This is a genomic window from Limimaricola litoreus (assembly GCF_024159025.1).
Lineage (GTDB): Bacteria > Pseudomonadota > Alphaproteobacteria > Rhodobacterales > Rhodobacteraceae > Limimaricola > Limimaricola litoreus.
Window position 1 is genome coordinate 1 of the sequence record NZ_JAMYXC010000049.1, and the last position, 14,839, is coordinate 14,839.

15 protein-coding genes, 1 tRNA gene, 2 pseudogenes and 1 riboswitch are annotated in these 14,839 nt (G+C 63.4%); of the genes and pseudogenes, 11 read left to right on the forward strand and 7 right to left on the reverse strand.

The window, feature by feature from the left end:
* Positions 1-248: pseudogene (locus NHG85_RS03845) on the reverse strand (ATP-binding protein); the annotation flags it as partial.
* Between the two features lie 63 nt (positions 249-311).
* Here NHG85_RS03845 and NHG85_RS03850 point away from each other — a divergent pair.
* The 4 genes from NHG85_RS03850 to NHG85_RS19775 all read left to right on the forward strand — a co-directional run bounded on the left by NHG85_RS03850 (position 312) and on the right by NHG85_RS19775 (position 3,540).
* Positions 312-1,193: an MBL fold metallo-hydrolase gene (locus NHG85_RS03850; RefSeq protein WP_253330000.1), complete on the forward strand. Its 882-nt coding sequence runs from the start codon at positions 312-314 to the stop codon at positions 1,191-1,193.
* A 70-nt stretch (positions 1,194-1,263) separates the two neighbouring features.
* Positions 1,264-1,338 (forward strand) — tRNA-Asn (locus tag NHG85_RS03855).
* A gap of 117 nt (positions 1,339-1,455) precedes the next feature.
* A complete protein-coding gene (locus NHG85_RS03860) occupies positions 1,456-2,205 on the forward strand; it encodes a hypothetical protein (RefSeq protein WP_253330002.1) in 750 nt (249 codons plus the stop codon).
* Positions 2,206-2,523: 318 nt separating this feature from the next.
* The gene (locus NHG85_RS19775; RefSeq protein WP_253330004.1) at positions 2,524-3,540 is read left to right on the forward strand and encodes a site-specific integrase; all 1,017 of its coding nucleotides are present in this window, start codon (positions 2,524-2,526) and stop codon (positions 3,538-3,540) included.
* Between the two features lie 66 nt (positions 3,541-3,606).
* Here NHG85_RS19775 and NHG85_RS03870 read toward each other — a convergent pair whose 3' ends face one another.
* The 4 genes from NHG85_RS03870 to NHG85_RS03885 form a co-directional block, all read right to left on the reverse strand.
* Positions 3,607-3,966, reverse strand: a complete 360-nt coding sequence (locus tag NHG85_RS03870; protein ID WP_253330006.1) for a hypothetical protein — start codon at positions 3,964-3,966, stop codon at positions 3,607-3,609.
* Positions 3,967-4,086: 120 nt separating this feature from the next.
* On the reverse strand, positions 4,087-4,446 hold the full coding sequence (locus NHG85_RS03875; protein WP_253330007.1) for a hypothetical protein: 360 nt from the start codon (positions 4,444-4,446) through the stop codon (positions 4,087-4,089).
* Between the two features lie 108 nt (positions 4,447-4,554).
* Positions 4,555-4,947, reverse strand: a complete 393-nt coding sequence (locus NHG85_RS03880; protein WP_253330009.1) for a hypothetical protein — start codon at positions 4,945-4,947, stop codon at positions 4,555-4,557.
* A gap of 314 nt (positions 4,948-5,261) precedes the next feature.
* Positions 5,262-6,167, reverse strand: a complete 906-nt coding sequence (locus NHG85_RS03885) for a hypothetical protein (RefSeq protein WP_253330011.1) — start codon at positions 6,165-6,167, stop codon at positions 5,262-5,264.
* A 305-nt stretch (positions 6,168-6,472) separates the two neighbouring features.
* Between NHG85_RS03885 and NHG85_RS03890 the strand changes: the two are divergent.
* Positions 6,473-6,592 (forward strand): annotated as a pseudogene (locus NHG85_RS03890) (IS5/IS1182 family transposase); the annotation flags it as partial.
* A 22-nt stretch (positions 6,593-6,614) separates the two neighbouring features.
* On the opposite strand, the gene NHG85_RS03895 reads toward NHG85_RS03890, so the two are convergent.
* Positions 6,615-7,819 (reverse strand): IS3 family transposase gene (locus NHG85_RS03895; protein ID WP_253330012.1). Its coding sequence is split into 2 segments (ribosomal slippage): positions 6,615-7,555 and positions 7,555-7,819, totalling 1,206 coding nucleotides; the frame shifts between segments, so codons are not numbered across the junction.
* Positions 7,820-8,221: 402 nt separating this feature from the next.
* On the opposite strand from NHG85_RS03895, the gene NHG85_RS03900 reads away from it, so the two are divergent.
* A complete protein-coding gene (locus NHG85_RS03900) occupies positions 8,222-8,794 on the forward strand; it encodes a tyrosine-type recombinase/integrase (protein ID WP_253330135.1) in 573 nt (190 codons plus the stop codon).
* 97 nt (positions 8,795-8,891) lie between these two features.
* Here NHG85_RS03900 and NHG85_RS03905 read toward each other — a convergent pair whose 3' ends face one another.
* On the reverse strand, positions 8,892-9,692 hold the full coding sequence (locus NHG85_RS03905; RefSeq protein WP_253330013.1) for a class I SAM-dependent methyltransferase: 801 nt from the start codon (positions 9,690-9,692) through the stop codon (positions 8,892-8,894).
* Positions 9,693-9,814: 122 nt separating this feature from the next.
* Between NHG85_RS03905 and NHG85_RS03910 the strand changes: the two genes are divergently transcribed.
* The 5 genes from NHG85_RS03910 (at position 9,815) to NHG85_RS03930 (ending at position 14,837) form a co-directional block, all read left to right on the forward strand.
* On the forward strand, positions 9,815-10,873 hold the full coding sequence (locus NHG85_RS03910) for an AraC family transcriptional regulator (RefSeq protein ID WP_253330016.1): 1,059 nt from the start codon (positions 9,815-9,817) through the stop codon (positions 10,871-10,873).
* Positions 10,874-10,946: 73 nt separating this feature from the next.
* Complete coding sequence (locus tag NHG85_RS03915) at positions 10,947-11,507, forward strand: twin-arginine translocation pathway signal (protein ID WP_370362966.1); 561 nt, start codon at positions 10,947-10,949, stop codon at positions 11,505-11,507.
* Positions 11,508-11,953: 446 nt separating this feature from the next.
* Entirely contained in the window at positions 11,954-12,115 is a 162-nt protein-coding gene (locus tag NHG85_RS19780) for a hypothetical protein (RefSeq protein WP_370362967.1), read from the forward strand.
* Positions 12,116-12,219: 104 nt separating this feature from the next.
* Positions 12,220-13,134, forward strand: a complete 915-nt coding sequence (gene yghX / locus NHG85_RS03925; RefSeq protein WP_253330018.1) for a YghX family hydrolase — start codon at positions 12,220-12,222, stop codon at positions 13,132-13,134.
* 305 nt (positions 13,135-13,439) lie between these two features.
* Positions 13,440-13,658: riboswitch (cobalamin riboswitch) on the forward strand.
* A gap of 384 nt (positions 13,659-14,042) precedes the next feature.
* Complete coding sequence (locus tag NHG85_RS03930) at positions 14,043-14,837, forward strand: ABC transporter ATP-binding protein (RefSeq protein ID WP_253330020.1); 795 nt, start codon at positions 14,043-14,045, stop codon at positions 14,835-14,837.
* The last annotated feature ends 2 nt before the right edge of the window (positions 14,838-14,839 follow it).

Genomic DNA, 14,839 nt, shown 5'->3' on the forward strand with positions numbered 1-14,839 from the left:
GAGGCAAAGCGCGCCTCGAGCTCGAGCGGCTGCCCGAGCGCCCGCGCCCGCGCCTCGGCGGCGGCGCGATCGGGGGCCGCATCGACGGCCTGCGACAGGAAGCGCAGATCGATCAGCACGGATTTTGTCATCTGTCGCGTGACGCCTTCGAAATGGCGCTGTACGAAGCTGATCGAGATCACCAGCTGCAAGGTGACCACGGGCAGCAGCAGGATCAGCGCGGCCCGGCCCTGCAGGCCGCGCGGCATCCATCGTTTCAACCAATCAAACGCCATGGGGCAGGCTAGCCGCCCGGGCCGGAAAGGAAAAGCATGACCGACGCTCCGCTGGCAGAACTTGAACCGGGGCTGATGCGCCTGCGCGCGCCCAACCCCTCGCCGATGACCGGCCCGGGCACGAACAGCTATGTCGTGGGTCACGCGCGCCTCGCCATCATCGATCCGGGCCCCGACGATCCGGCGCATCTGCGGGCGCTCCTGTCGGTGATTGGCGGCCGGCCAGTCGAGGCGATCCTGGTCACCCACGCGCATCTCGATCATTCGGCCCTCGCCCCCGCTCTGGCGCGGGCCACGGGCGCGCCGGTCTGCGGATATGGCCCCGCCACCGCAGGGCGCAGCGCGGTAATGCGCCGGCTGGCCGATGCGGGAATCGGCGGCGGAGAGGGTCTCGATGACGCCTTCGCCCCCGACATGCGGCTGGGCGATGGCGCGCGCGTGACCCTCAGCCAGACACCGCTGACGGCGCTGCACCTGCCTGGCCACATGGCGGGGCACCTGTGCTTCGACTGGTGCGGCGCGGTGTTCTCGGGCGATCTCGTGATGGGCTGGTCGAGCACGCTGATCTCCCCGCCCGATGGCGATCTCGCCGCCTTCCGCCGCTCCTGCGACCGGCTGCGCGCCCACGCGCCCCGGCGGCTCTACCCCGGCCACGGTGACCCGATCGACGCGCCCGGCGAGAGGATCGACTGGCTGCTGGCCCACCGCGCCGCGCGCGAGGCGCAGATCCGCGCCGCGCTGCGGGACGGCCCGCTCAATCCTGCCGAGCTGACGCGGCGGCTCTATGCCGAATTGCCTGCCACGCTCCATCCTGCGGCCCGTCGCAACGTCCTCGCTCATCTCATTGATCTCATGGAGCGAAACCTTGTCACTCCGAGCGACGGCGACCTGGATGGCGCCCGCTTCACGCTGACGTGAGGGCAGGCAAAATTTTTGCGCCGCCCCCTCTGGACACTCCCGATCCGATAACTGTATATCGCCCACATGTTCCGGCGTAGCTCAGCGGTAGAGCAGTTGACTGTTAATCAATTGGTCGTAGGTTCGATCCCTACCGCCGGAGCCAACCTTCCCTAAAGCATTGAGAAGGTTGGCATATCTGCGATGAGAGTCGCAGACTGCCCCCATCGGCACGATTCCTGTCCCCCCGCCTGGCACAAACGCTGGCACAGGAGTCGAAGACATGCAGTCTCAGGTCTCGACACAGTCACACCTCGAATATCGGCCCTCGGGCTTCCATTGGCGTCGCCGCTGGCCGCGCCGGGTTCTGAAGACCTGCACCCCATCAAGAAAAGTGTCACTCGTCCTTTCCCTTCGTTCCCACGTCCTCCCCGACGCGAAGGCCCTCGCTCAGAAGCTCACGCTTTTGAGCGACATCGCCTTCGCCGGAGTGACGGAGAGAACGATGGCGATCGCGCCCGAAATCATGGAAAGGCTCCTCGTGGAGCTCTGTCGCTTTCTAATCGAAGCGGCTGATGCTGCGCGCGAGATGGCTCCAATGCGCACACCTGAAGTTGCGGCCTACGAGCTTGCCTGTGCGAATGCTGCCGTCGAGACGCTTCGACACGCGATCGCCATGCGCGACCGGGACGTTGCCCGCGATCCGCTTCGGGACGTCGCTGCGCGCCTTGGCATCACGCTCGATGAGGCTGATCCGGACTGGCAGCGACTGGCTTTCCGTGCGCTTCGCGTCATGCTCGACGCTCAGCAGGAGAACCTCCGTCGGGATCACGGTGCGTTCGAGGGGCCTTCCGCGCCCCTGCAAGCCGCGCGTTCCATAGTCGATGCGGCAGTGCCTGTTCCCACCCTGCCCGTCACGCACCGGGTGCCGACAATGAGCACGACGCCCTGCGATGCGGCCGCAGTGGCACCCACGATGAGGAATCAAATTACGATCTTGAAAGCTTCCCCCCCCCCCGTCTCGCAGTCCTAGGCGGAAACTGTATCGCAGCCCCGTGTTGCCGAAATCCCAGCAGCGACAGTAACGCCCTCGCCCGAAACCACGTGCACGCCGAGGTCCTGCCCCACCATTGAGAAGGGTTCAGAGGCCTATATTGAGGCGCGCAGCCAAGGCTACAGGACCTTCAAGGCTACCGAACAGGCGAATGAAAAGGCCGGAAAAAGCTGGGCACGGAACACCGGGCCGAACGTCCGTTCGACCGCCCGCCTTTTCTCCCGAATTCTTGGAGACAAACCCTTCGATCAGATCACCGATCAGGAACTGACGGCTGCGTGGGAGCTCGTCGCCCGCGTGCCGCATAACTACCAGGCCAAAACGAGCAAGAAGTCGCCGCAGGAAGCCGCCGACGACGCCGATGCAACCGAAAAGCATAACGCGGAAATCACTCGTGCTAAGCTGCAAAAGAAAGGGGCCAGCCCTGGCAAGATCGAATCCGAGATCCTGAAAGGGCGTATCAAGCGCCTGCGGACGGCGACGATCTATCGTCACATGCAGGGCTTCCAGCGCATGTGCGTCTTCCATGTAAAGAAGGGTCATCTCGCGAAGAACATCATGGAAGACCATATCTGGGAGAGTGCAGAGTGTGAGCGCCGGGAGATCCTTCAAGAAGATAACGAGCGCCTGACCTGGTGCGGCAAGCTCGACGGGCTGTTCCGCAGCCCGATCTTTCAGGACAAGCTCGAAGATGTGGGCGATCCGATGTATTGGGCTCCGCTAATCGCGGTCCATATGGGTTTGCGAAGCGAGGAGATTCTACAGCTCTACCTCAGCGACATCCAGGTGATCGACGACGTGCCCTGCATCGTGCTGAAGCAGGGCCCAGGCCAGAGCCTGAAGAGCAAGGCTTCGCGCCGCACTATCCCGATCCACGACAACCTGCTGAAGCTGGGCTTCATGCAGCTCGTTGCAATGCTCGAGCGTGCGGGCGAACCTCGCCTGTTCCCATGGCTCGAGCGGAGCGAAAATAAAAAGACCTACACGGAGACCTTCTCCAAGCGGTTCACAAGGTATCGTCAGGACCACAAGATCTACGATGCGCAGCGCGACTTTCATAGCTTCCGCACGACGTTCAACCACCTGCTGATCCAAGCTGAACGCCAGGACTCGCATCGGCGCGCGCTGATGGGGCACGTCGAGCACGACATCGGCATCACCAACTACAACCCGGGCGGCTTCTCGATGGCAACGCTCAGGGATTGCGTCAATTCCGTCGTGGTAAATATCTCGATGATCCGGTCGCCTTTCGCCTCCGTCGGCTCTGCACATATCACCGACCTTGCCGCGCATCGGGTCCTGTCCCATGCGTAGGAGTAACCCGCCCGCCGGGACCATGTGAGGGTTGTTGGCGCCCCAAAACGGGGCGCCAACACCTCTTCAGGCTGGCTCGAGGATGCCCAGGAGATCGGTCAGCCGGGCGCCGGCCCAGCGGATCGCGGCATGGGCGTCTCGCGGTCCAAGACCCGCGAACATCATGTGCTCGACGACCGCCAGAGGAATGCTGTCCAGGCCATTGAGAACCTGAATCAGTTCGTTACCCAGCCCTTCCAGGTCCTGCGTTTGTGCCGCAGCAAGCCGCGCCGCGTTGCGCACGGCATCGGCCGCTTCGAATTCACCGAGCGTCTCCAGTAGCTCGATGAGTGCTTCCTCCTCGCGCGCGAGGAAATCCCCGATCTCGGCAACTTTCGGGTTATTGGCATGCGCCTTGATGGCGATGTCGGAGGTAGTGTTTAGCATGGAGCACTCCTGTGTGCTGACAGCCGACGGCAATGGCCGTCCGTTGATCTGCTGTCGTCAAGATGGGCGGCATGACGCACGCCCCGGCCTGCTCATGGCGAGCCGATCGCCAGTTCCGGATCAGGAGGGAAACCGGCTCAGGATTTCAGATACCTGCCGGCCATACCAATTGACGGCACCGTGGAGGTTTTCCGCGGCTTGAGGGGGCCTGCCGGCTGTGTCGAGCGTTTCGCAAGACGTATTCGAAAGTCCGTCGAGCACCATGCTGAGAAGCGCCCCGATACGGTTTGCATCTCGGATGTTGCAGTTGCAGAGTTCGACAATCGCTGCCACGGCGGCAGCGGCCGAAGGCTGCCCGCAGAGTTCCAGGAGTTCGTAGAGCGCCGCACTCTCGATACTCATCATGCCAGAGAGTTCTCGGTATATCACTTCCGGATCGGCGGCGCCCCAGAGGTGAGCGGCATCAGCTGCGGTCTGCATCTCGGTGTCTCCCCTGACGGCAGTCCGCGACGTTGATCGCACATTGTCTTCTACCGTCGTCAATCGCTGCCGGCAGGAGCGGGCCGGCAGCGTGGGCGTGGCGCGGGATTACGCCGCTGCCCGGCGCGATGCAGGGCGGTGATCCGTAGTTGCCCTTTCGAGTGCATCACGCAATCCGTCCGTCAGCACGCAGATCTCTTCCACAATGGAATCGCACGGGTCGATTTCCGCGAAGCGCGCAGCTTCTTCCCGAGTCTCGTCGTGAACGTGCTCGAGCGAAAGTAGATCGAGCAGCGCCACGAAGTTGTTCTGGGTGCGCCGTGTGGGAACGATTTCAGGCGCAAGGCTATCGAGCGCATCGAGCGCCAGACGAGTTCCAGGGCGCCCGCCGAGACGCTCGGCAGCGTTGATCATGGCGTCCCGATGGGCATCGGCAAACTGCCGGAGGGGCGCGAAGAGATTAACGTTGGCGGATGTGTTGGGACTGATTTGGTCGAACATGATGTCCTCCAATTCGAGGGTCCGGCTCTCGGCCGGGTCAAGATCGTCCCGTGCTTCTTTCCTTTTCTATGCGCCTTTCAGGCCGCCTTACCGGTTCAGCTCTCACACTGAGGGGCTGAACCGAGAAGGTGGCCTTGGCGCGCTCGTCCAGACTGTTTTCGCTGCCTCACAAACTCGACCCTTGCACAAGCAAGCGAGACATCCCCGTCCCACTGCATGCAACAGCTGTGTCTACGCCTGGTCCGGGTCGAGCTTTCTCAGACTCTCCCACTTGGCGGCCTGCCTCATGGCCGCGAGCGCTTGGCGGCCAGCCTTTACAGCACGAGTTCGTCTATTTTTCTCATGATATTCCGAAGCCGTCCGCCCGCCGCCTCTCTGGCCGCAGAGGGCGAGAGCCATCTAGGTCCTATCGGTCTCGCTGTCGAAAGCCAGTTGATGCCACAGGGTGCGCACGATGTGCTCGCCGGTGCCGACATGCTCATACCAGCGTCCGATATCCATTCGGCTGTCAGAGCGGTCTTCCCTCCGTCGCGAGAGAAGAGCGGCGATCCCAACCGCGCATCGTAACCGCGCCAGAGGTTGCCACCGGGCGCCTCGAGCACAAGAAGCTCGTCGAGAAACTCCGACAGCTCAGGCCACAACTCGGAGCGCTCATAGTCGCCATTCGTCTTCTGGGTCACAAGGGCCATCGACCAGCCGGTCGCATCCCTTGTAATTTCGTGGCCGATGCGCAAACGCCAGAGATCGCTGATCCTGAGGGGGGCGGCAACTGCCAGTGCCAACGCTGCGGCATGCAGGGCAAGCAGATATCGCCGCGATGTGCCAGCCTTGTGCGCGCGGCTCTTGGCGAGAAGCTTCTCGGCGAGCGTCCAGACTTTACCAATATCGGTCGGATTGTTCAGCAGCCAGGTGTGCTTTCTCTTCCTCTTTAGCCGGCCGATGCGAGCATAGCGAGACGCTTGCTTGGTAAGCCGCTTGCGAAGGCACTTGTTTTCTTCCCGGTATGAGAGGAATTCGACGATCTTCCGCAGTTGCATGGACAACCCGGTCTCGGCCTGCCCTCGGCCCTCCTGCCGCTCGATCCACAGGCGGACGCTACCGGTATCCAGAGCCGGCTCACGGTTCTCGTCGCGGCAGACCTTGGCGATACAGCGCAGCACGTATTGGATGTCCTTGATTTGCGACGACGCCGGCGGGGAAGTGTCGCCAAGGTCAATCATGCCAGTGTCGATGTCTGTGCGTCGCCGATGCATTTCTGACAGAGTGGTCCGCCAATCTTGTGGGAGATCATGCGGCGGAACGGATAGCGTGCGCGCGATACTGCGCGTGCCCTTCGAGACCTTTGGCTTGTCGCGCAACCTTTTTTCGCGCTTCATCTCAGAGATTACCCGCACCAGGGGTCCGCACTGTTGAGGCGCGGCGTCCGAGAGGACATCCCGCAGCCTTTCGAGGCTCGAGAGGGGCATTGTTGCAGAACTCCCTGCCCGACGGTTTCCAGCGCGGATCGGCCGCATAGATGGGCGGCATGACGAAGCCCATGCCTGCCCGCCACCGCACGACGAACTGGTCCGCCTACAACGCGGCGCTGCGCAAGCGCGGCTCTCTGCTGATCTGGCTGGACCGGGAGATGACGTGGCCTGCCCCTATCGGGTGGTCCCGTTTCAGTCTTAGTGCATGACCGGCCTCGGAGCCACTCTTGGTGCGTTGGGCGGGGGTGATCCACCTTCGTTTGAGGGCCATTGAACGGCTGCTGGCACGGGTGGGCGGTATCCCAGAGACGAGTGGGGCCGCGCCGTATTGTAATGGACCCGCCATGCCTCGATCACGACGCGCGCCTCGGAGAGCGAGTAGAATATCTCGCCATCCAACAGCTCGTCGCGCAGCTTCGAATTGAAGCTCTCGCAGTAGCCGTTCTCCCATGGGCTGCCGGGCTCGATGAAAGCCGTTTTCGCACCGACGGCATCGATCCAGCCCCGGACGGCTTTGGCGATAAATTCCGGGCCATTATCTGATCGAACATGGCTTGGCACACCTCGCAGAATGAAGAGGTCGGTCAAGACGTCGATCACGGCGGTCGAGTTGAGCTTCCGGTCGATCCGGATCGCCAGGCATTCCCGGGTGAACTCGTCGACGACGTTGAGCATGCGGAACTTCCTTCCGTCATGGGTCCGGCTCTCGACGAAGTCGTAGGACCAGACACGGTTTGGCCGTTCTGGTCGCAAACGGATGCACGACCCGTCGCCGAGCCAAAGCCGACCTTTCTTCGGTTGCTTCTGCGGGACCTTCAGCCCCTCCCGCCGCCAGATCCGCTCGACCCGCTTCACGTTCACTGCCCATCCAGCCTCCCGGAGGAGCGCGGTGATGCGACGGTAGCCGTAGCGGCCAAACTGGCCGGCGAGCGCGATGATGTTCGCAGTCAGCGCATCTTCATCGGCCCGTCCGCGCGGCGTCTTCCGCTGTGTCGAGCGGTGCTGCCCAAGCACGCGACAGGCAAACCGCTCGCTCGCCATTGTCCTCGGACCGATAGCGGACCATGGCTCGCCACGGAGCTTTTGCCGGACGTGGTCGATACAGGCACGGCGGCGGGCGGGGCTCAGAAGTTTCCCGAGGCCGCCTCCTTCAGGATCAGCTTCTCAAGCGTCAGGTCGGAGACGGCTTTGCGCAGCCGCTCGTTCTCCTTCTCGAGCTCTTTCAAGCGCTTCACCTGGTTGGTCTTCAGGCCGCCGAACTCCTTGCGCCACCGGTAATACGTGAACTGCGTCACGCCGATGGTGCGCACGGCTTCAGACGCCGTCCGGCCTTGTGATACCAAGACGTCGACCTGCCGGAGCTTCACGACGATCTCTTCCGGCTTGTGCTTCTTATGGGGCATTCCTGCGTCCTCCAACTGGCTCGAAAGCCTACTTCAGGAAGGACCACTTTTCAGGGGGCAGGCCACGAAGCTTCTCGGCCGAGGACCAGCGCCGCCTGCGGCCGCCATCAGTGATGATCTCGTAGTCAGACATATGCACGTGCTTAGGCATTTGCCTAAGCCTCCATGGTTATGCCTGAGTGTCCGGACGAAATGGGGGCCAGTTCAATCGGTCATATTGGGCTCGAAGCGGACATGCGGCAGTGCGGCAGGCTCGGTTCGCCATGCACCGCAGATTTGCTATGCTCGACCGTCGGCATGGCGCCGAAGACGTGGTGGGCGCGGTGGATTGGAGGAACCGCCATGCCGACTACCTGCCTGCCAGCCATCCGCACCTGCCGTCCCGCTTAGAACAAGGGCCGCATCATCGGTCAGAAGCGGCCGCTCGAACCGAAACATGTATGGGCGATCCGGGTCCGCCTCGAAATCGCTCAGAGGGCCCGCGAGCTGGCGCTCTTCAATCTCGCCATCGACAGCAATTTGCGCGGATGCGACCTGGTAAAGTTGAAGGTCGCTGACGTCTATGCGGCCGGACAGGTCAAGGACCGCGCTTCGATCGTTCAAAGCAAAACCCGAAGACCGGTCAGTTTCGAGATCACCGAGGGGACGCGAAGAGCCATCACGACCTGGCTCGAGACTCCGCTGATGGTTGGATCGGAGCACCTTTGGCCGGGGCGCTTTCACGAACGCTGGCATATCTCGACAAGGCAATACGCCCGCCTCGTGCGGGACTGGGTGGCCTCGATCGGTCTCGAACCAAGCGCCTACGGCACCCACTCCATGCGGCGGACCAAGGTGGCACAGATACATCGCAAGACTGGCAACCTCCGCGCGGTGCAGCTCCTGCTCGGCCACACGAAGATGGATAGCACCGTGCGCTATCTCGGCGTCGAGCTCGATGATGCGCTCGCCATCGCGGAGGCGGTTGAGCTCTGAGAAACTGGGTCGGTTGGTAGCGGCCGGCCCAAACCGGCCATTCGCAAAACGTAGCGCGTGAGCACACGTTTGCTCCGAGCCCGCCCGAGCCAAGGCACTACCCCGGCGATTTCTGCGCCTTCACGATGAGCGCTGGCATGTCGAATTCGATCATTTCGCCATCGACAACAAAGGGCTTCATGGTGGTTCTGGCCTCGCGGAGGAGCCGATCGAACTGCTCGTCAGTCAACACACCGCCGAGCGTCCATACGCAGGCGCGCTCGGTCGACACCAAGCTATCGATCGACTTAAAGCGGACCTTTCCGGTTCGCCGGACAATATCCGCGTATCCAAGACCCGCTTCGTTACAGAGGTCATGCAACAAGTTGGCGTTGCCGAGGCGGAAGGGAGCGCGGAAGGCATCGCCGACCTCCCTGCCGAACAGCCGGTCGAGAAGCAGCGCAAAGGCACCGTAGCCGGGTGAATTCTCGACGGCGTCGCAGACAGCGACCGCCAGTCGGCCGCTCGGCTTCAGGACCCGCATCATCTCGACAAGCGCTTTCGGCTTGTTTTCGAAGAACATAAAGCCGAACTGGCTGACGACTGCATCGAAGCTGTTGTCCGCGAAGGGCAGCGCCTCGGCCATTCCTTCCCGCCACTCGATCTCCTTCGACTTGTGGCGCGCGACCACCAGCATGTCCGGGTTAGCATCCAACCCGTTGACCTGGCCTGACGAGCCGACAATCCCTGATACGGCCAGTGTCAGTGCCCCTGTGCCACAGGCCACGTCGAGAACCCGATCGCCCTCCTGCACACCGGCTTCGGCGGCAACCACTGGTCCCCATGGCGCGAAAAGGGCCGGCACGAATTGCTCATCGTAGACCTCAGCCGGATCGCGCGCTTTGCCCCGGACATCCATCGTCGCCTCCCTGCGTTGCTCGGTGAGGCAGAACGGCTGGCTCTGCCCCTCTGCTCAAGCTATCCTGAGCCATGGCGCAGACCCATCACCGGACATCCATATTCCTTGCCGGATCGTCCAGAATGCAGCTCGAACTGTCCGGAGATACGCGGCCGGGCACGACCGAGGTTCCATTTCTATGCCAGACCTCGGCCACCGATCCCCTGTCCGATGTCCTGAGGATGGTCAAACTCACCGGCGCGGTCTTCCACCTCGTGGAGGCGTCGTTTCCGTGGGGCGTGGCGGTGCCGCGAGCGCGCGATTACTCTTCCATCATCCTGCCGCGTGCGCAGCATCTAATCTCATATCACATCATTCTGAAAGGGTCGGGCTGGGTGGAGGTTCCGGAGATCGCCTCCACGCCGTTCGAAGCCGGCGACATCCTCGTTCTGTCCCATGGCGAGCCGTATTCGCTTCTCAGCGCACCAAGTCAGCGCCCGGAATACGACCAGGAGGCGACAGTCGCCTTCTTCCGCGATTGGATGGCCGGCAAGCTGCCGTTCGTCACCCGCGAGGGTGGAGGCAGGCCCGGAGGGGCTGAATACATTTGCGGTTTCCTTGGCTGTGACATGCTCCCCTTCAACCCACTGCTTGCCGCACTTCCCCGTCTGCTCCGGATAAGGCGCTCACGGACGACCAAGCAAGATCTGCTCGGAGGTCTGATCGACCTGACGCTGTCAGATGCCTGTCGACCCCAGATCGGGAGCGAATCCATTCGCCTCAGGTTGAGCGAGTTGATTTTCGTGGAGGTGGTCCGGCTATGCCTCGAAGCCTTGCCGGCGCACGAGACCGGCTGGCTGTCGGGTCTGAAGGACCCCTCGATCGGTAAGATTCTGACTTTGCTCCATGACGCTCCTGCGCGTCCTTGGACACTCAAGCAACTGGCCCGGGAGGCGGGCATGTCACGCTCGGCGCTTGCGGCACGTTTCTCGCACCTGATCGGTCAGTCACCAATGCAGTATCTCACGCTTTGGCGAATGCAGATTGCCACGCGCCTCTTGGCCGACAACTCCCTGAGAGTCGCCACTGTGGGAAAAGAGGTGGGATATGAATCCGAGGCGGCCTTCAGCCGGGCTTTCAAGAAGATCGTCGGCGCCTCTCCGGCGAAATGGCGTGACGAAGCCAATAGGGTCGCGGTCTGATGCCGACATCCTCTTTGCACGACCGAGAGCCAAGCTCACGTGGATGTTCTCGTCATACGCAATGGAAACGCTCATGACAGAACCATGGCGGACTCGTTTGCGGTATCGTGACAGCCAAGCATCGCTGAGGACGATCGACACGCCTTCATCCCAGTTCACGCGCCGCGGGCTGCTCGCCGTATCGGGTGCCATCTTCGCTTCGGGCCTCAATGGTCTCGTCCACCCGGGACATGCCGGAGGGCTCGCGCCGACGCCAACCATGCGCGGCGGGGCCAATAACTACCTGCCCGGCGCGCCGATCGTCGAGCGCATCGGCGGCGGTGGCGGCTTCTGGATGTCGGGCACCGTTCGCCGCGCGGGCGACGGGATGCCCTCGGCGCGGCGCCGCATCCAGATCTGGGCCCATACCACCGAGAGGCACGAACGCGACCCGCATAGCTATGGTGCCACTTCGACCGATGCCGAGGGCCGCTTCCGGCCGGAAATGCCGCAGATTGTCCCGGCGTTCGGCCAGCCGCATGGTCATCTCGCCTATGACGATGGCGTTGAGTTCAGGACCGTGTTCCTGCGCCCCGTCACGCGTAGCGCCCGCGACACGTCCTTATCTGTCGACTTCGTTCTCGAGTCCGCCTGACGCAGGTGTCACCTGCCAGAACCATATTGATCTGGGGCTGCCTTGCGCTCGCGGTGTCGGTGCCGATCCTGATCGCCGCGCGAAGCTCGCTGCTGCAATGGCGCCAGCCGATCTACATCATGGGGGGCTTCGCCGGGATCGTCGCATTTGCAGCCATGCTTCGCGAACCGCTGCTCGTGGGGGCTACCTCCCGGGACTACCAGCGCGACGAGGAAAACACGTCCACCGCGTGGTCGGCACCGTCGTCGTGCTGTCGGTCGTCGTCCACGTCGGGGGCCTTTGGATCACCAGCCCCCCCCCCCCCGACATGATCGACGCGCTCACCTTCTCGGCGCCGACCGCGTTTTCGGCCTTCGGCGTCATATCCATGTGGATGCTGTTCTCGGCCGCGGGCCTCGCGCCGGCGCATCGGGATCAGGTCCCGGCGCGCCGGTCATGCCGGCATTGTGAACCTGGCCGTTCTCTCCGGCGTTGCCCACGCGATGCTGATCGAGGGCACGATGGACATGTTGTCGAAGGCCACACTCTGCCTCCTCGTCCTGATCGCAACAGGGAAGATCATGGCCGATCTCAAGATCTGGTGGAGTTTTCGCAACCGCAACAGGTGATGCCGGTCGCATTGGCCGGGATGCGCAAGACAGTGACGGAATTCGTGCCCCCTGCGAAGGTCATACCGTGGTATTGAAGCCGGGTCCGGCAGGGAGATCAGCACATGGATGACCAGACCCCTCAGCGCCGCCTGACCGCGGCCGATTTCGATCAGGAATTGCTCGACCTCTACGACTACTACGCCCACGGCAAGATCTCGAAGCGCGAATTTCTCGACCGTGCCGGAAAGTGGGCCGTGGGCGGGCTGACCGCCATCGCGATCCTCGGCACGCTCGCGCCCGATTATGCGCTGGCCCAGCAGGTGGCCGAGGACGATCCCGACATCTCCGGCGAGGACATCACCTACCCGAGCCCGAACGGCACCGGCGAGATCACCGCCTACCTGATTCGGCCCACAAAGACCGACCCGAACCAGCCGCCCGCGGCAGTGCTGGTGGTCCACGAGAACCGCGGTCTCAATCCTTACATCCGCGACGTGGTCCGCCGTCTCGCCAAGGCCGGCTTCGTCGCGATGGGGCCGGACGGCCTCTCGTCTCTCGGTGGCTATCCCGGAAACGACGACGAGGGCCGCGAGATGCAGCGCAGCCTCGACGGCGAGGCGCTGCTCAACGACCTCTTCGCGGGCTTCGAATACCTCCAGTCGCTCGATGGCACCAACGGCAAGGTCGGTGCGACCGGCTTCTGCTACGGCGGGGGCGTCGTGAACAAGCTGGCTGTGGCCTATCCGGAGATGGCTGCGGGCGTGCCGTTCTACGGAGCCGCGCCCGACAGCGCGCAGGTCGCCAGGATCGAGGCGCCGGTGATGATCCAACTCGCCGCGCTCGACCAGCGGATCAACGCCATGTGGCCGGAGTATCAGAAGGCGCTGGAGGAGAACGACAAGCGCTACGAGGCTCACATCTACCCGGGTGTGAACCACGGGTTCCACAACGACACGACGCCGCGCTACGACGAGGCTGCCGCGAAGCTTGCAGAAGAGCGCATGGTAGCTTGGTTCCGGACCTATCTTGCCGGCTAAGCAGGACTCTATGCTTCGCGACCGACCCACAGCGGACCTGGGTGCTCCGCGCGGCGAACGGCAGCTTCGAGCCCAAACCGACCGGGTTATTGCTGGCTCCCTTCGCACCCGCAGCATCCTATAGAACAACATTACGGCCCATTCCGGACATTCGCTCTAACTCAACTGCCGCGAGATGCACTTTCCAAAACCCCCATCGGGCGTTCCGCGCTACGTGGTCGTCACAGAGTGACCTGTATGCGAGCACATGTGCCGCCATTGCCTCCGGTGCATAATCGGCGCTTGCCCTTGACGGAGGAAGCGTGCCATCCCTTTGCCGTGATGGTTCCCGTTGGCCCTTGAGGGCAACGCGGGATGAAAAGGGAATACGGTGAGGTGTAGCCAACAGGCGCCGAATCCATGACTGCCCCCGCAACTGTGAGCGGCGAGCGTTTCCGAAAAGACCACTGGGTTCCACAGCCCGGGAAGGTTCGGAAAAGCGTAGACCCGCAAGTCAGGAGACCTGCCATCGCTGATGTTACTCAACCCGGGCGGGGTGTCCCGGACAGGAGGCCATGATGGCTCGCCGGCAACTGCCGCACCGAAATCGCCGGTCCCTCTGTGCGCAAGCCCCGCGAATGCGCGGAGGGCTGCATGAACCGGACCAGATCGAACACCATCTGCCAAGCGGGCGCGACCTCACGAGCCAGCTGTAGCTGCGCCCGTAGACTGTCGAGGCAACTCGGACGCGCCGTCGACCTCGCTGCCGTGGCCGCCGGTCCCGACTTCGAGCTGACAGGAACGACGCGGCTCGACGGCTGCGGCCGGCGGGTCGTCTGGCGCGCACGGCGCGGCCGCGTGTCGCTCCGGATTGAACCCGAAGCGGTCGTCTCGATTCGCAAGGACCACGCTGCCATGCGGGTCTGGCAATGACCGCCGCGTCCATCTCTGCCAGCGATCTGAGCTGGGGGCCGCGTCATGGGCCGGCGATCCTCAAGGGCGTGAGTTTTGACCTGGCCGCCGGCCGGACACTGGGCATCGTCGGGGCCAACGGCGCCGGCAAATCGACGCTGCTGCGACTGCTCTACCGGTTTCACCGGCCCCATGGCGGCAAAGTTCATATCGGTGGCGGGGATCTGTGGCGCATGACGCCTCGGGCCGCAGCGCGCCGGGTCGCTGCCGTGCTTCAGGAGCAACCGACGGATTTCGCGCTGAGTGTGCGTGAGATCGCGGAACTGGGACGGGTGCCGCATCGCCGCGGCCTTTCGGGTTCCGGCACAAGGGAGGCCGAGATCGTCGAAGCGGCGCTGCACCGGCTCGACCTTGCCGGGCTGGCCGAGCGCCGTTTCGGCACGCTGTCTGGCGGAGAAAAGCAGCGCGTGATGGTGGCACGCGCGCTGGTGCAGGAACCGCAGGTGCTCATCCTCGACGAGCCCACCAACCATCTCGATATCCGCCACCAGCTCGAGGTGCTGGAGATGCTGCGCGGCCTCGACGTCACCATCGTCACCAGCCTGCACGACCTGAACCTTGCCTTCGATCTTTGCGACGAGGTGATGGTGCTGTCGCGCGGTCAGATGATCGCGCACGGGACGCCGGATGCCGCGCTCGACCCGGCGACCGTGGCTCACGCTTTTGCCGTTACCGCCCGCCGCGAACGCCTCGAACCCTCGGGGCGCACCCGCTTCACCTACTCGCTCACCGCCTCTGACCGGACCTACTGACC